14 protein-coding genes are annotated in these 16,764 nt (G+C 72.1%); 6 read left to right on the top strand and 8 right to left on the bottom strand.

Annotated features, from left to right (window positions below):
- Positions 1-152 precede the first annotated feature (152 nt).
- From VF746_09045 to VF746_09030, 4 genes are all read right to left on the bottom strand, one after another.
- Entirely contained in the window at positions 153-518 is a 366-nt protein-coding gene (locus tag VF746_09045; GenBank protein ID HEX8692551.1) for a response regulator, read from the bottom strand.
- A 194-nt stretch (positions 519-712) separates the two neighbouring features.
- The gene (locus tag VF746_09040; protein HEX8692550.1) at positions 713-1,171 is read right to left on the bottom strand and encodes a type II toxin-antitoxin system VapC family toxin; all 459 of its coding nucleotides are present in this window, start codon (positions 1,169-1,171) and stop codon (positions 713-715) included.
- 1 nt (position 1,172) lies between these two features.
- The gene (locus tag VF746_09035; GenBank protein HEX8692549.1) at positions 1,173-1,421 is read right to left on the bottom strand and encodes a type II toxin-antitoxin system VapB family antitoxin; all 249 of its coding nucleotides are present in this window, start codon (positions 1,419-1,421) and stop codon (positions 1,173-1,175) included.
- Between the two features lie 148 nt (positions 1,422-1,569).
- On the bottom strand, positions 1,570-4,119 hold the full coding sequence (locus VF746_09030) for a TonB family protein (GenBank protein HEX8692548.1): 2,550 nt from the start codon (positions 4,117-4,119) through the stop codon (positions 1,570-1,572).
- A 737-nt stretch (positions 4,120-4,856) separates the two neighbouring features.
- On the opposite strand from VF746_09030, the gene VF746_09025 reads away from it, so the two are divergent.
- From VF746_09025 to VF746_09000, 6 genes are all read left to right on the top strand, one after another.
- Positions 4,857-5,366 (top strand): acyl-CoA thioesterase, encoded by a 510-nt coding sequence (locus VF746_09025; protein HEX8692547.1) that lies wholly within the window; start codon positions 4,857-4,859, stop codon positions 5,364-5,366.
- Positions 5,367-6,014: an HD domain-containing protein gene (locus tag VF746_09020; GenBank protein HEX8692546.1), complete on the top strand. Its 648-nt coding sequence runs from the start codon at positions 5,367-5,369 to the stop codon at positions 6,012-6,014.
- A gap of 123 nt (positions 6,015-6,137) precedes the next feature.
- Positions 6,138-7,826 carry a GAF domain-containing sensor histidine kinase gene (locus tag VF746_09015; protein HEX8692545.1) on the top strand — a complete coding sequence of 563 codons (1,689 nt, stop codon included), beginning with the start codon at positions 6,138-6,140 and terminating at the stop codon, positions 7,824-7,826.
- Between the two features lie 221 nt (positions 7,827-8,047).
- Complete coding sequence (locus VF746_09010; GenBank protein ID HEX8692544.1) at positions 8,048-8,458, top strand: hypothetical protein; 411 nt, start codon at positions 8,048-8,050, stop codon at positions 8,456-8,458.
- Complete coding sequence (locus VF746_09005) at positions 8,458-10,323, top strand: hypothetical protein (GenBank protein HEX8692543.1); 1,866 nt, start codon at positions 8,458-8,460, stop codon at positions 10,321-10,323. Before VF746_09010 ends, VF746_09005 begins: the two co-directional genes overlap by 1 nt.
- Positions 10,324-10,700: 377 nt before the next feature.
- Complete coding sequence (locus VF746_09000) at positions 10,701-11,870, top strand: TerC family protein (GenBank protein HEX8692542.1); 1,170 nt, start codon at positions 10,701-10,703, stop codon at positions 11,868-11,870.
- A gap of 344 nt (positions 11,871-12,214) precedes the next feature.
- Here the strand turns inward: VF746_09000 and VF746_08995 are convergent, their stop codons facing one another.
- From VF746_08995 to VF746_08980, 4 genes are all read right to left on the bottom strand, one after another.
- A complete protein-coding gene (locus VF746_08995) occupies positions 12,215-13,765 on the bottom strand; it encodes an amino acid permease (GenBank protein ID HEX8692541.1) in 1,551 nt (516 codons plus the stop codon).
- 284 nt (positions 13,766-14,049) lie between these two features.
- On the bottom strand, positions 14,050-15,390 hold the full coding sequence (locus VF746_08990) for a cation:dicarboxylase symporter family transporter (GenBank protein ID HEX8692540.1): 1,341 nt from the start codon (positions 15,388-15,390) through the stop codon (positions 14,050-14,052).
- Between the two features lie 138 nt (positions 15,391-15,528).
- Positions 15,529-15,945, bottom strand: a complete 417-nt coding sequence (locus VF746_08985; GenBank protein HEX8692539.1) for a biopolymer transporter ExbD — start codon at positions 15,943-15,945, stop codon at positions 15,529-15,531.
- 39 nt (positions 15,946-15,984) lie between these two features.
- Positions 15,985-16,413, bottom strand: a complete 429-nt coding sequence (locus VF746_08980) for a biopolymer transporter ExbD (protein HEX8692538.1) — start codon at positions 16,411-16,413, stop codon at positions 15,985-15,987.
- Positions 16,414-16,764 lie beyond the last annotated feature (351 nt).

Below are 16,764 nucleotides of genomic sequence, written 5' to 3'. Positions count from 1 at the left end.
GCGGTGTCGCACCCGCGCCACACCCCGGGATCGGGCGCCACGGCCGGGAACGCCTGCTACCGGAGGGTGGATCAGCAGGCACGAAGAAGCCCCGGCCGGAGGGCTCCGGCCGGGGCTTCGCTCACTGGACGACAGGACGACGGATCGCCGGGCTACGCCGCGTCGGCGGGACCCGCCAGCCGCCGCACCACCTCCACCACCACCCGCGGCTCCACCGGCTTGGCCAGGTAGGCGGCGCACCCGGCGGCGCGCGCCTCGTCGCGGGTCTGGGGGAGCACCAGCGCGGTCAGCGCCACCACCGGGACCTTCGAGGTGCGCGGCTCGCGCTTGAGCCGCCGCGTGGCTTCCAGCCCGTCGATCCCGGGAACGCCCAGGTCCATCAGGATCAGGTCCGGGGGATGGTCGGTGGCCATGCGCACCGCCTCGCCGCCTTCCAGCGCCTCCACCACCTCGTAGCCGGACGCCTGCAGCATGGTCCGGTAGATGGTCCGGTGGTCGGGATCGTCCTCCACGAGCATCACTCGCACGCTCCCCTCCCGCGCTGTACGGCCCGCTTTCACAGGCCGTTCTCCCAAGCGATGTGTCACGTGTAGGCCCATGACGAGCAACGGCTTGCGCGGGTCACAGCGCGGTACTGTCCGAAATGGAAGTGGCCCCGACTGACTCGTGTACGAGTTCAGTGTGAGCTACCATCAATTGCACGCGAACGGGATTAATCTTGGGAAAGACTTCGTGGCCAAGGCTCGACGAACTCGCATGGAAGCACGCGCGCGATCCGCATAAAATCGCGACCGTTGTCGGTGACCAGCGTGATTCCCGCTTCTCTACACGAAGCAGCAAGCAGCACGTCGTTGATGAAGGAACGGGGAAGCGCCCGGCGGTCCAGATCACCCGTGGAGGCCAGCTTCGCGAGCGCTTCCCCTGCCGCGACCCATGACCGATGAGAAGGGGCGAAGATCCGCCCGGTGCGGTCGAACGGACCCGCAATGTCCCTGTGGATCTGCTTGACCTTCAACTCCCCATCTGCGCCGATGAGGAGTTCGTGGAGGACGATGGAACTGAGATAGAGGGAGGGGGCGAAGGCGGAGTAGAAGCGCCCCAGGTCCCCGGCATCGGCAGGATTTCGGATGCTCCGGACGTAGAGGTTCGTGTCGAGCGCGAACTTTCGCACGTCAGAGGTGCTCGTCGAAGAAGTTCTCGACGCCGCCCGTGCCTCCGATTCGACGAATTCCCTCTAGGAGATCCTCCCGGAACACCAGAAGGTCCAGCGCACGGTCTACGGCCTCCGTCTCGGAGTGGGCACCGAGAATCTTGACCGCGCGGTCCAGCTTGTTCTGGTCGATATTCAAGTTCTTCCGGCGAATCGCAGGCTTTTCAGCGGCATCTCGCGGGACGTTACCGCGCAGGGCGGACCTGGGCATGAGGATCCCTCTTCTGTATATATGAGACTTACTTCTGTATTAGAATATGCGCTTACCGAGAAGGCCGCAACTGCCTTGGGACGTTTTCAACGAAAGCCCCGGCCGAAACGTCCAGCCGGGGCTTCGTCTTTCTGCCGACACAGGTCGCTCACCTGTCGATGGCCCAGACGACGGGCATGGTGACCTGCGACTTCACCGGCTGGCCGTTGACGCGCGCGGGACTGAAGCGGGCGCGGCGCAGCACGCCGGCGGTGGCGTTGTTGAACGCCGCGTTCGCCGAGCTCACCACGCGCACGCTGGAGGGGTCGACGCTGCCGTCCTCGCGCACCACGAAGGTGGCCGTCACGCGCCCCTCGATGCGGTTGCGCAGCATCTGCATCGGGTAGCGCTCCCGCAGCAGGCGCCCCACCTCGGGGCCGTTGACCAGCGCCGGCTGCTGCTCCACCGCGTCGGCGTCGTAGATGGCCGGCGCCGCGCGCCGCGACTCGGCGGGCGCGATGGTCGGCTCGGGCGCCGGCGGAGGCGGCGCGGCGGCGAGCTGGGGCTGGGGCTGCACCGGCGCGGGCGCCGCCGGCGCGGGCTGCGGGGCCGGCGGCTGCTGCGCGGGCGTCGCCTGCGCCGTCGCGGCGGCCTGCTGCGCCTGCTGCTGGAGCGCGGCCTCCTGCTGCGCCCGGCGGGCCTCGGCGGCGAGCTCCTCCGGCGTCTTCTGCTTCGCCGCTTCCTCCTGGGGCTCTTCCGGCTGCTCGGCGATGGCCTGGATTGAGGCCTGGACCCGGGCGTCCGCCGGCTGGCCGGCGACGGGCGCGGCCGCGGTCCCGGCGGCGAGCTGGTTCACGGCCTCGGGTGATGCGGCCCTGGCATCGCTGGCTCCCCTGCGGAACATCGCGAGCCCGCCGGCCGCGCCGACCAGCAGGACAGCGACCACGAGGCCGACCAGCACCGGCGGGCGCTTCGCCGAACGCTCGGACGGCGCCACGAGCACCCGCCGCCGGCGAGCGGGGGACGGCAGGGCCGCCACCGGCGCGGCGGGCGCGGGCGAGGCCGGCTCCGGACGCACATCCCTCGGCGCGCCCGACGTGACCTGCGCGGCGAGGACCTCGATCGGCGGCTGCGGAACGAGCGCGTCGGGCGGAGCGATCTCCCGCTCCGTGGCGAACGCGCCGACCGGCTCGACCGGGGCCGCCGCGGCCTTCCCGGCCCGGCCGCCCCCGGGCTTCGGCTTCGCCGTCGGCGGATGGGACGGGGCACCGTCGCGCTGGCCGCCTCGCCGCGGTGGTGCCAGGGAGGCGGCGCGGAGCAGGTCGGCGGGCGGCGGCGGCGGGGTGAACGGCTTCGGCGCGGGCTCCACGACGGTGGACTCCGCCTCGATGATGCCCGTCCCGGCCTCGGAGACGATGGACTCCACCCCGGCGACCGCCGGCTCGGCCTCCGTGACGGTGACGGTCACGGTGATGTCGGCCGGTTCGGCTTCGGCGACGGTGGGGGACTCCGCCTCGACGCCCGCCGAATCCGCCTCGGCGGCAAGAGCGGGCCCGGCTGCGGCGCCGGCCGGCTCCGCCTCGGTGACGGGCTCGGCCGCGGTGACGGGCGCCGTCTCCACCTCGGCATCGAACTCCGCGAGCGCTGCCCCCACCTCGGCTGCCGACGGGGGCGGGATCTCGGCGACCGGCGGCTCCAGGGCCCCGTCCGCCTCCGCCGCCACCACCTCCGAGTCGATCCTGGCGAGCAGCTCCTTGACCTCGGCGGGCGCGGCTTCCTCCCGCTTCTCCCCGGAGTCCGGCGCCGCCGGCTCCGCGTCGGCCGCGCCGCCCGGGACCCCGATCGCCGGAACGGGGAGGGACGATGCGGCGGGGACCGTGTCGAGCGCGATCTGGAACGCCGCCGCGTCCGCGAAGCGCTCGTCGGGGTTGGGGCGGAGCGCGCACAGGATCGCCTCGATCACGTGCGCGGGGACGGCGGCGCCCGGCTCCGCCGGGGGAGCCAGCGGCACCGGCCGGCCCTCCGCCAGCGCGCGGCGCCCCGCCTCGTCGAAGGGCACCCGGCCCGCGAGCAGCTCGTAGCCGATGGCCCCCAGGCTGAACACGTCGCCGGCCGGCGTCAGGCGCCCGCCCGCGAACAGCTCCGGCGGCGCGTACCCCACCAGCGCCGCGTCCGCCGACGCGAGCGTGGCGCGCGAGGCCAGCTGCGGCACGCCGAAGCCCACCACCCGCGCCCGCACGTGCCGCTCCGCCGGGGAGCGCACCAGGTACAGGTTGGCCGGCCGCAGGTCGCGGTGCACCAGCCCCGCCCCGTGCGCGGCCCCCGCCCCCGCCGCGGCCTCGCTCAGCAGCCTGAGCGCCAGCGCCGCGGGCGGCTTCCCCCGCTGCGCCAGCACGCACGAGAGCTTCTCGCCCTCCAGCAGCTCGGTGACGAAGAAGTCCACGTCCAGCTCGGCGTCGGTGCCCGAGCCGATCACCAGGGGAAGGCCCGGGTGCCGCACCCCCGCGGCCAGCGCCGCCTCGTGGCGGAAGAGCCGGCGGAAGCGCTCGCGCGCCTCGGGGTTGCGCGGCGAGGCCAGCACCTTCACCGCCAGCAGGGACCCCAGGCGGGTGTGGCGCGCCCGGTACACGGACCCGCCCCTGCCCTGCCCGATCAGCTCCTCGATGGCGTACCGGCCGTCCAGGGTGCGCCCGATCAGCAGTCGTTCCAGGCCGCTCATGGTAGAGATCCGGAGAAGGGATAATGCCCCGGCGCGCGCGGACCGCCGCGCGCGCGGAAGCCTGTCTGGGCCGGAGCCGGTGGATCAACCGGACCGGCAATGTGGATGGGGAACGGAACGGGGGGACGACGAGCGCGCGGCCGCGCTGCGCCCGGTGCCTCACGCCGGGCCGGCCATGCTTCGTCGCTTGTGTTGGCTTGGGGACGTGCAACGTAGTGCGGAAAGCCCGCCCCGTCAATGATTTCGTCTCCGGTGAGCACGTGAGAGCGCCCTGAAGCGCTTCTTTCCCGTCGACCGATAGCCGTTCCGCTGGGACTCGGCCGGGGCGAGATCCTGGACCGAATCGTCTCACGCAGAGCAGCAGAGTCAGCAGAGAACACGTTCTCCTCCGCCGACCTGGCCCTCCGACGAAATTCCCGGAACTGCTCGACTCTCACAGAGGACACAGAGGAACGGCAAAACGGATCGAAGTTCTCCGTGTCCTCTGTGTCCTCTGTGTCCTCTGTGTGAGGTCCTTACGGAGGATTGTTCGAGATCGAGCCGGGACGTCTCACGAGAATATCGGGAGGCCTTCTCTGCTGACTCTGCTGCTCTGCGTGAGACCTTTGTTGGAGAACCTGAACCCAGAACGATTATGGGCGACATGGAAGAATCTCCGGCGCCGCCCGTTGCCGCCGCTGTCGCCGACGCCCATCTTGCCGCGCCGGCTCACTTCTCCCGACCACGATCCTACCGCGATGCCGCCGAACGACACCGACCTCCCCCCGCCGAAGCCGCCGCGCGAGTCGCTCTCCGTGCTCGCCGAGAGCATGATGCCCGACCAGCTCAACCACCACGGCAACGTGTTCGGCGGCGAGATCCTGGCGCTGGTGGACAAGTGCGGCGGCGTGGTGGCGCGGCGGCACGCGCGGCTCCCCGTGGTCACCGTGGCCATCGACCGCGTGGAGTTCCGCGAGCCGATCTACGCCACCGACTACGTCGAGGCGAAGGGGCGCATCGTCTACGCGGGCCGCACCTCCATGGACGTGCTGGTGACCGTCGAGGCCGAGCAGGTGGAGACCGGAGTCCGCCGCCTCACCAACCGCTGCATGCTCACCTACGTGGCGCTCGACCGGCTGAACGGCCGCCCCGCGCCCGTCCCCCCGCTCCTGCTGGAGACCGACGAGGAGCGGCGGCTGCACGCCCTGGCCGAGCGCCGCCGCGAGCGCCGCAAGGCCGAGGCGGCCGACGAGCGGGAGGAGTGGTAGATGGAGGGCGGCGCCATCCCCTTCCTCCTGGGCGACGAAGCCGGAGACCCTGCCCTGGCGCGCCGGCTGGGCTTCGTGGTCGAGGCCGACCGGCTCAAGGGGGTGCTGCGGCGCACGCGGCTCCTGGACGGCTCGCGGCAGGAGAACAGCGCCGAGCACTCCTGGCACCTGGCGCTCATGGCCGTGGTCCTGGCCGACGCCGCCGGCGCCCCCGTCGACCTGGGGCGGGTGCTGCGCATGCTGCTGGTGCACGACGTGGTGGAGATCGACGCCGGCGACACCTTCTGCTACGACGCGTCCGCCAACCTGGACCGCGCCGCGCGCGAAGAGCTGGCCGCGGCCCGCCTCTTCGGCCTGCTGCCCGACCCCGAAGGCGGCGAGCTGCGCGCCCTGTGGGAGGAGTTCGAGGCGGGCCGGACGGCCGACGCCGCCTTCGCCGTGGCGCTCGACCGCCTGCAGCCGCTCCTGCTCAACTTCCACGCGGGCGGCGGCAGCTGGCGCGAGCACGGCGTCACCCGCGCCCAGGTGCTGGCGCGCATGGCGCCGATCGAGCGCGGCGCCCCCGCCCTCTGGCCCTTCGTGGTGCGCACCATCGACCGCGCCTGCGCCGCCGGCTTCGTCGCCCCCGACCCGCCCAGCGCCCCGTAGCCGCCACAGGACAGGTCACAAAATGATTCCCCGGCGCGGGGCCGGGGGTTATCTTGCAGCCGTCCCGCCGCGTGCGCGGCCACCTCTCCCGCGCCCGCGCCCCTCCCCCGGACCCGCCGGAGCATGCCCGACGGCGCTCCCGCCACCCAGGCGCTGAACGCACCCGCCGACGCCGACGCCGCGGTCCTGGACCGGCTGGCGCGCCTCGCCTGCGCGCTCACCGGCGCCCGCGGCGCGCTGGTGCTGGCGTTCGACGGCGAGGCCACCGTGGTGGCGGGGCGCTCGTGCGATGGCGTGGACCCCGGCGCCGTGGTCCCCCTCCCCGGGCACCTGGACGAGGGCGGGCTCTACCCCGCCGCCACGCTCCCCCTGCACGACCCCGGGAGCGGCCAGCTCCTGGGGAGCCTGCTGCTGCTGGACGAGGGCCCGCGCGAGTGGGGAGCCGGGGAGCGCGCCGTGCTGGACGACGTGGCCGCCGTGGCCGCCGCCGAGCTGCGCTGGCGCCGCACCGAGCGCGCCCGGCGCGCGGCCGAGGTGGAGCACGAGGCCAGCCTGGAGCGCGAGCGCCAGGCCCGCGGCGCCGCCGAGGCCGCCGAGAAGCGCTACGCCTTCCTGGCCGAGGTGAGCGCGCTGCTCGACGCCTCGCTCGACTACCACGAGACCTTTCAGAAGCTCGCCCGCCTGGCCGTCCCCGGGCTGGCCGACTACTGCCTGATCGACGAGCTGGAGCCCGACGGGGGGACGCGCCGCATCGCCCGCGCGCACGTGGACCCCGCGAAGGAGCGGCTGCTGCTGGCCACCACCTACAACCCGCCCGACGCCGACGCCGGCCGCCGCCCCGTGCTGCAGGTGGTGAGGAGCGGCCTGCCCGTGCTGGTCTCCGACGTCACCCCCGAGGTGCTCGACATGCTGGCGGTGGACGAGGAGCACCGCTCGCGCTTCCAGGTGATCGGGCTGCGCTCGTTCATGGTGGCCCCGCTCATCGCGCGCGGGCGGGTGCTGGGCACCATCACCCTGGGCGCCACCGCCGACTCGGGGCGGCGCTACGGGGCTGCCGACCTGGCCCACGCCGAGGAGGTGGCCAAGCGGGCCGCCATCGCCATCGACAACGCGCGGCTCTACGGGCAGGCGCAGCAGGCGATCCGCGCCCGCGAGGCGGTGCTGGCCGTGGTGTCGCACGACCTGCGCAACCCGCTCGCCTCGATCCTGCTGAACGCCACCATGGTGCTCGACACGAAGGGGCTCGACCCCTGGGTGGCCGACTCGCTGGAGCAGGTGGTCGACTCGGTGGAGCAGACCAACCGGCTCATCACCGACCTGCTCGACGTGGCGCGGATGGAGGAGAACGGCGGGATCCCGCTGGACCGCGCCCCCGTCGACGCGCGCAGCCTGGTGGCGAGCGCCGTGCGGCTGCTGGCCCCGATCGCCGCCGCGCGCGGGGTGTCGCTCGAGGCCGAGCCCGGCGCGCCGCTCCCCGTGCTGGCCGACTCGGACCGCGTGGTGCAGGTGCTCTCCAACCTGATCGGCAACGCGGTGAAGTTCACCGAGCCCGGCGGCTCGGTGCGCGTGCTGGCCGAGCCCCGCGGCGCCGAGCAGTGGTTCGCGGTGGCCGACACCGGCGCGGGAATCGACGAGGAGCACCTGGCGCACATCTTCGACCGCTTCTGGCAGGTGGGCCGCTCCGACCGCCGCGGCGTGGGGCTGGGGCTGCCGATCGCCCGCGGCATCGTGGAGGGCCACGGCGGCCGCATCTGGGTCGAGAGCCGCCGCGGCGAGGGAACCACGGTGCACTTCACCCTGCCGGCCGCGTAACCGCTCGGGGATAGGGGACAGGGGACAGCCTGCGGCACCGGGGCAGGGCCCGTCCCTCGCGACCGGGCGCACGGCGCGAGGCCGAACGGCGCCAAGTGCGGCGGCAGTAGCGGTCATGACGTTTCATGCGAAGAGCTTACACCCCTTCCTGAAGAGGCTGGTCGTCGGCCTCGGCGTTCACTGCCCTTCATCGCACGGAACCCCTGAACAAGGAGAAGGCCATGCTCCGACCCCGCTCCCGTCGGCTCGGTGCGGCCCTGGGCTCGCTCACGCTCGCGGCCGGCATCGGCCTGGCGGCTTCCCGCGGCCCGTCGCACGCGGTCGCCGCGCCCCCTCCCCCGGCCTCCACCCGCGCGGCCGTTGCCGTCCACACCTGCCAGCCCGTCGACGTCGCCGCCTTCGCCAACCGCGTGCACGTCCTCTGCAGCGTCGCGGCGCCGGGCGGGTTCGTCTTCTTCGCCGTCTCCACGGCCAACACGGCCCACGCCAACCGGCTGCTGTCGGTGCTCATGATGGCGCACCTCACCGGGCGGAAGGTCAAAGTCGGGTACGACCCGGCCGACACGAGCGGGACGGCGTTCGGGTGCCAGGCGAGCGACTGCCGCCGGCTCCTCTCCGTGGCGGTGATCTGATGCGCGCGCCGCCCGGTCCGCCGCCTCCGGGGCGGTGGCGGCGCCCGGCCCCGCTCCTCCTCGCCGCGGCGGCGGTCCTGCTCGTCTCCGCCGCCGCCGGCCGCTCGCGGGGCGCCGACGGCCCGACGGCCGCCGGCCTCCTCGCCGGCGCGCTGGCGTCCCTCTCCACCGAGGAGGACTCGATCGACGCCGGGCACCGCGCCGTCATGCCGATGACGACCGCGCTCCCCTGGGGCGCCGTGGGCTTCGTCGACAACGGCTGCACCGGCACGCTGATCGACAGCCAGCACGTGCTCGCCGCCTCCCACTGCTTCACCTTCGACTTCGACGGCGCCACGGCCGCCGGGACGCCCTTCCTGCAGGGGGCCTGGCAGACCGGCCTCGTCTTCTTCCCCAACTACCACCCGGGCCGGCCGGACCCGCCCCGCTACCCGATCGACCGCGTGATCGTGGGAAGCCGCGTGCAGGGCGACACGGCGCAGCCGTCGGTGCAGTCGGACTGGGGGATCGGCCACCTGGCCACCCCGGTGGCGGGCTTCCCGTCGCTCCCGCTGGAGACGCTCGGCCGCTGGCAGTACCCGCGCTTCGTGGTCTTCGCGGGGTACGCCCGGGATCCCGCGGCCTACCCGCAGATGTCGGCGTCCTTCCCGGAGCCGTCGCCGGGCGGGTTCTGCGCCAACTTCAAGGGGAACTGCTGGTGGATCCCCGCCTTCACCGACCCGAAGTGCCTCGCTCTGGAAGAGGCGGACGACGTCGTGTCCCTCGACGACTTCAGCTGCGTGCTGCAGGGCGGGAACTCGGGCTCTCCCATCCTCTGGGACGCGGGGAGCCCGGACGCGCCGGCGTGGCGGATCACCGGCGTCACCAGCGGAGGAGGGGCGTTCTGGAGCGCCAGCCGCTTCGAGCACGCGCCGCGCTTCGCCGCGGGGGTCGCGGTCGCCTCCGCCGACGACGGCAGCGCGCGCACCCAGGTCTTCGCCACCGACGGCGACCGCGAACGGGTGGTCAGCCGCTCCCGCACCGGCCCCGGCGCGAGCGACCGCTTCACCAACTTCCGCGACCTCGGGTCCGTGCCTCGCCCCGGGCGGCTGGCGGCGTTCAAGCTCCAGGACGGCCGCCCGCAGCTCGTGGTGGTGAGCCAGACCGGCGGCCTGTTCACCGCCTGGGTGGGCGCCGACGGGACGTGGCGGCCCTGGACGGTGCTCGGCCCCCCGGCGGGCGTCACCGGCTTCCGCGACGTGGACGCGGCGTACGATGCGGGCGGGCTCCCGCAGCTCTACGCCGTGGGGAGCGACCAGGTGCTCTACACGCGGCGCTCCAGCGGCACGTCCGCCGGCGCGGCCTGGGGAGCCTGGGAGCCGCTGGAGATGGGGGTGCGGGTCGAGTGGGTGTCGGCCGTGCGGCACGGCGACGGCCGGCAGCAGGTGTTCGTGGTCTCGAACACGGGCGACGCCCGCACCCGCTGGCAGGTCGATGCGGCCGCCGCCTCGGCGTGGACGGCGCCGGCCGCCTTCGGCGGCTCCCCCCCTCCCCTGGCGGACCTGGACGCGGCCTGGACGTCCGACGGCCGGGTGCAGGTGTTCGCGGTCGCGCAGGGAGGGAGCACCTGGACCCGCGCCGCGAGCACCACCTCCCCGGCCGGAAGGTGGGGCGCGTGGGCGGGCTGGTCGATCCCCCTCTACGCCCCGAAGGCGAAGACGCCGCCCCCGCTGGACGGCGTGGTGGCCCTGACGGCGAGCCGGTGGCAGGAGGAGAACGGAGGCGTGGTGGTGCCGGTCGTGTTCGCCACGGACGGGCAGGGCAACCTCTACGTGACCCGCCAGCTCGGAGGGACGTGGAGCGAGTGGCGGTCGTTCTACAACTGACGTGGGATCCGGGAGGCTCGCGGGAGCTGGGGAACGGGGCCCCTCCTCCCCCGTTCCCGCGGCTCGCGAACGAGTTCGCGGGAGAAGAGTATCAGGCAGGTGCGGAAGGGAGGCGCGATTGACGGCAAGGGAATTGCGCAGTACCTTCCCCGCACATCATTGAAGGGGAGTAGTCCACCGGGGAGACACCCGGCGGCCGGATCGTCAAGACTGCGGGGCCCGCCCCGCACGGTCCGGCCGGGACAGGGCGCCGCTGGCGCCTGGTCAGGGCGAGACCTTCGTCCCGGAAAGCGCGGCCCCGCGGGCCGCCGGTCCGGACGAAGGTCTCGCCCGTTTTCTTGGCTACGGGGAACGCGAGTCGAACGGGAGATAGAGCTTTGCACGGACACGTCCTGCCCTGGGTGGCGTTCATCGGCTTCGTGCTGGTGATGCTCGCCATCGACCTGGGCGTCTTCAACCGCAAGGCGCACGAGATCAAGCTCCACGAGGCGGCGCGCTGGAGCGTGATCACCGTGGTGCTGGCGATGCTCTTCGCCGCCGGGATCGCCACGCGCACCCTCCCCTGGGACATCGTGGGCGGCCACCGCGACGCGCTGGCGTTCGTCACCGGCTACATCATCGAGCTGGCGCTCTCGGTCGACAACATCTTCGTCTTCGTCCTCCTCTTCTCGTACTTCAAGGTCCCGCCCAAGTACCAGCACCGCGTGCTCTTCTGGGGCGTGCTGGGCGCGCTGGTGATGCGCGGCGCCATGATCGGGGCCGGGGCGCTGCTCATCGACCGCTTCCACTGGATCATCTACGTCTTCGGCGCCTTCCTGGTGTTCACCGGCATCCGGATGGCCACGCAGGACGAGATGGACATCGAGCCCGAGTCCAACCCGGCGCTCAAGCTGATCCGGCGCTTCCTCCCGGTGACGAACCAGTACCACGGCCAGCACTTCTTCACCCGCGAGAAGATCGGCGACCGCCTGCGCCTGGCCGCCACGCCGCTCTTCGTGGTGCTGGTGCTGGTGGAGACCACCGACCTGATCTTCGCCGTCGACTCGATCCCGGCGATCTTCGCGGTGACCACCGACCCGTTCCTGGTGTTCACCTCCATCGTCTTCGCCATCCTCTGCCTGCGCTCGCTGTACTTCCTGCTGGCCGGGGTGATCGACAAGTTCCACTACCTGAAGATCGGCCTCTCCATCGTGCTGGTCTTCATCGGCCTGAAGATGCTGGCCACCATGGTCCACGTGCACGTGCCGATCGGCGTGTCGCTGGCGGTGGTGGCGGGGGTGCTGGCCGGCTCGGTGGTGTGGTCGCTCCTGCACCCGAAGGAGGCCGAGGAGAACTGCCCGGTTACCCACGACGTGCTCGAGGAGGGCGACGAGCCGCCGGGCCCGATCTTCCGCTCCGAGACCGACGGCATCGTCGACACTCGCGCCGAGCGGCGCGCCGGGACCGAGCGCCGCCGCGACGACGCCGACGTCCGCACCCCGGACGAGCCCCCTTTTGAGGACCGCCGCGCGCCGGCCCCACGCCGCCGGGCCCAGGGCGGACGCTGACGTCCGGGCTCTAAAGCCGAAGATCGAAAGCGCCCCTCCCGCAGCCGTGCGGGAGAGGCGCTTCGCATCCGGGTCATCCGCGTCGGGCATGCTGCGCGATGTGACACCATTCACGATGATTGGTTGTGCATTCCGAAGAGCAGGCACTAGAGCCGCAACAGACTCTCTTCGACTGAAGAATGCACAATCAATCCTTCCATCTGGTATGACACCGAGTCCAGTGAAAGACTTTTCTCACGCAGAGTCAGCGGAGTCAACGGAAGGGTTCTCTGCTAGCTCTGACTCTGCGTGAGGCCTGCTGTTTGTGGCTCTGGATCGACTCAGAGCCTGGAGCTACCGTGCAGCTACTCCGCCGGACCCGCCGGACCGGTCGGACCGGGCGGGAAGCCCGCCGGCGCGGGCGGGGCGCCGGGCCGGCCGCGCAGGGTGCTCTTGCGGTAGCCGTAGACGAAGTAGAGCACCAGGCCGATCGCCAGCCAGATGCCGAAGCGCTCCCAGGCCGTCTTCGGCAGGCCGGCCATGGTGTAGAGGCACGCCGCCGCCCCCACCAAGCCCACCAGCCACACCGCCGGCACGCGGAACGGGCGCGGCCGCTCCGGCTCCAGCACCCGGAGCGCCAGCACCCCGATGCAGACGATGGCGAACGCCGAGAGCGTGCCGATGTTGGTGAGGTCGTAGATCTCGTTCTCGTCGGCGAAGAGCGCCCCCACCGCCACGGCGATCCCGGTGAGGAGCGTGGTGACGTACGGCGTGCGGTATTTGCCGTGCACCTTCGCGGCCCAGGGCGGCAGCAGCCCGTCGCGCGCCATGGCGAAGAAGATGCGCGGCTGCCCGTACTGGAACACCAGCAGCACCGCCGTGAGCGACACCACCGCGCCGAAGGCCACGATCCACCCCGCCGTCTTCAGCCCCGCCACCTCCAGCGCCTGCGCCAGCGGGTCGGCGCCCTTGAGCTGCTGGTAGGGGACGAGCCCCGTGGCCACGATGCCCACGATGATGTAGATGACCGTGCAGATCCCCAGCCCGCCCAGGATGCCGATCGGGAGGTTGCGCTGCGGGTTCTTCGTCTCCTCGGCCGCCGTGGAGATGGCGTCGAAGCCGATGTAGGCGAAGAAGACGATCGCCGCGCCCTGGTGGATCCCCCGCCAGCCGTTGGGCGCGAACGGGGTGAAGTTGTCCATGTTCACGTTCAGGGCGCCCACCACCACGAACAGGGTGAGCACCAGCAGCTTCACCACCACCATGATGTTGTTGGCGCGGGCGCTCTCGCGCACCCCCAGCATCAGCAGCCAGGTGATGAGCATCACGATGGCGAAGGCGGGGAGGTTCACCAGCAGCGGCATCCCGAACACCCGCGGCGCCGTGTCCAGCAGCCCGTGCACGGCGGGGTCCGAGCTCTTGATCACCGCGCGGTAGCCGTGCGTGAGGAAGTCCGGCAGGTGGATCCCGAAGCCGGAGAGGAGCGAGTTGAAGTAGCCGCTCCACGCCACCGCCACGGCCACGTTCCCCACCGCGTACTCCAGGATCAGGTCCCAGCCGATGATCCAGGCCACCAGCTCGCCGAGCGTGGCGTACGAGTAGGCGTAGGCGCTCCCCGCCTGCGGGATCATCGAGGCCAGCTCCGCGTAGCAGAGCGCCGCCAGCCCGCACACCGCGCCCAGCAGCAGGAACGAGATCACCAGCGCCGGCCCCGCGCCGTAGCGCACCACCTCGCCGTTCGGGAGCACCTCGCCCGCCGCGGCGGTGCCGATCGAGGAGAAGATCCCCGCCCCGATCACCGCGCCGATGGCGAGCATGACCAGGTCGCCCGCGCCCAAGGCGCGCTTCAGGGCGTTGGGGTGATCGCCCTCCACCAGCAGCTCGGCGATCGGCTTCCTGCGGAAGAGTTGGGACATGGGAGAGACCGTGGGGGGGACGGGGCCGGCGCGGAGGGGCGTCCCCCCGCCGGAGTGCGGGCGAAACTACGGTGAAGTGCGAAAGTGCGAAAGTGCGAAAGTGCGTGAGTGCGTGAGTGCGTGAGTGCGTGAGTGCGTGAGTGCGTGAGTGCCCAGGACCTGAGTTCTATGTGCGAGAAGAGCGACTACGCATCGGTCGCGACGCAAAAGCACTAAGGACCAAGGACTCAGGACTTAGCACTTTCGCACTTTCGCACTTTCGCACTCACGCACTTTCGCACTTCCTACGCACTCTCCCCGAGCGGCCGGTGGTCGGGGATGCGGCCGACGCCGGGCTCCTGGTCGATCCCCAGGCTCTCCGGCGCCTCCTCGGGCGGGATCACCGCCGCGTCGGGGTCGAACTCACCCTCCCAGCGCGCCATCACCACCGTGGCCAGGCAGTTCCCCACCAGGTTCACCGTGGTGCGCGCCATGTCCATCAGCTCGTCCACCCCCAGGATCACCGCCACCCCCTCCAGCGGCAGCCCGAAGGTGGCCAGCGTCCCCGACAGGATCACCAGCGAGGCGCGCGGCACCGCCGCCACCCCCTTCGAGGTGATCATGAGCGTCAGCATCATGATGAGCTGCTCGCCCAGCGAGAGGTGCACCCCCGCCGCCTGCGCCACGAACACCGAGGCCAGGGAGAGGTAGAGCGTGGTCCCGTCCAGGTTGAACGAGTACCCGGTGGGCATCACGAACGCCACGATGCGGCGCGGCACCCCGATCGCCTCCATCGCCTGCATGGCGCGGGGGAGCGCGGCCTCGGAGCTGGTGGTGGAGAAGGCGATCAGCGCCGGCTGCTTCACCGCCTGCAGGAACTTGCGGATCGGCACCCGCGCCAGGAGCGCCACCGGCAGCAGCACCAGCAGGATGAAGACGGCCAGCGCGCCGTACAGCGTCAGGATCAGCTTGGCCAGGTTCACCAGCACGCTGGCGCCGCTGTGCCCCACCGTCACCGCGATCGCCGCGCCGATGCCGATCGGGGCGTAGCGCATGATGATGGCGGTGAACTTGAACATGATCTCCGCCAGCGCCTCGCAGAAGCCGAGCATCACCTCCTTGGGCCGCCCGCGCACCTGCGACAGCGCCACCGCGAACAGGATCGACCAGAAGACGACCTGCAGCACCTCGTTCTTCGAGGCCGCCTCCACGAAGTTCTGCGGGACGATGTGCTCCAGGAACGAGCCGATGGAGAGGTTCTGCCCCGTGGCCGCCAGGTCGCGCCCCTGCTCGGCCGGCGCGGCCAGCGTGATCCCCACCCCCGGCTTGGTCAGGTTCACCGCCGCCAGCCCGATGAACAGCGCGACGGTGGTGACCACCTCGAAGTAGATGATCGACTTGAGCGCCAGCCGCCCCACGCGCTTCATGTCGTCGCCGTGCCCCGCGATCCCGATCACCAGCGTGGCGAAGATGATCGGCGCCACGATCGACTTGATCATGCGCAGGAAGATCGTGGAGAGCGGCTTGAGCGAGCTGGCGTGGAACCCCGCCTGCCCCTCCGGGAAGAGCAGGCCGATCACCACGCCCACGGCCATGCCGATCAGGATCCACTGGGTGAGCGAGACGCGGCGGAAGAGCTTCAGCATCGGCGGGGTGCCGGAAGGTCGCGGGAAGCGGAAGGCCGGGCTGGCCCGCCGCGCGAAGCGAAGGCCGCCGCCCCGGCCACGGAGCGGCGGCCTGTCACTCGCGCACTATTATGAGGAGCCGCGCGGGAAGGGGCAAGATCAGCGCGGAGCGCCGCTTGCGCGCGGCACCAGGCCCACGGCCTCGACCCCCGCCGCGCGCCCCGCGTCCACCGCCGCCACCACCTCGCCGTAGGCCAGCCGCTCGCTCCCCTTCACGAACAGCACTTTGCGCGGGCGGCCCGCGTACGCGCGCGCGAGCTCCGCCTGCAGCGCCGCAGCCGCCACCGCCCGGGTGTTGAGGAAGTAGCGGCCGCCCGGCTCCACCTCCAGCACGATCGCCTCCGGCCCGGGCGGCGTCACCGCGTCCGGCGTCGGGACCTGCACGCTCACCCCGCGCCGCAGGCCCTGCTGCACCACCATGAAGATCACCAGCAGCACCAGCAGCACGTCGATCATCGGCGTCACGTTGATCGTGTGCGCCACGCCGCCCCTCCTGCCCGCCATGCCCAGCGCCATGCTCTCCTCCGTCGCGCTTGGTGGATGTCGGAACCCGGCTCAGTCGTCGCGACGGCTGGAGGGCCGGTTGGCGATGGCGCCCACCGTGCGCACCCCGGCCGCGCGCGCCGCGTCCAGCGCCGCCAGCACGCGCCCGTACCCCGCCTCGCGGTCGGCCTTCAGGTACAGCACGTGGTCGCCCGGGCGGCCCCGGTAGGCGCCCTCCAGCGCCGCCGCCAGCCGCGCCTCGGGGACGGGGTCCAGCCGGCCGCGGGTCCCCAGGTAGAAGTTGCCGCCGGCGTCCACGGCCAGCGTCACGTGGTCCTTCGCGGCGGGCTCGGCCATCCTCGCCTCCGGGAGCGCCGCGGGGACCACCACGGGGGTGACCACCATGAAGATGATCAGGAGCACCAGCATCACGTCGATCATCGGCGTCACGTTGATCTCCGCCGACACCTGGAACTGGCTCGCCACGTCCGTGCGCCTCATGGCCGCCTCCTGGTCGCCTCCGGTGGGTTTTCGCGCGTGTGAGGTGGGGTCCGGAGGAGAAACGAGCCACGCCTCCCGTTTCTGCCCCCACTTCCAGGGTGGGAAAACGGCGAACCGCGCACTGACGCACTAACGCACTAACGCACTAACGCACTAACGCACTGCAGTTTGGGCGTGTCCCCCTGAAGGGGGCCGGGCTGCGCGCCCTGTCGGGCGCGCATCCCTTCTATGAGGCCACCGTTGTCAAGCTCCGGGCGATCCGGGCAAATCATCCCCGGGGGCAGACTGCCCAATTCTGCCCTGTGGCCCCCCGTTGCCGCCATACCGGTCGGCCGCTTCCTTGCGCGGTGC

The organism is Longimicrobium sp. (assembly GCA_036389795.1).
Classification (GTDB): Bacteria; Gemmatimonadota; Gemmatimonadetes; order Longimicrobiales; family Longimicrobiaceae; genus Longimicrobium.
Note: the sequence above shows the minus strand (reverse complement) of the source record. Positions and strands in the feature narration are given on the sequence as shown.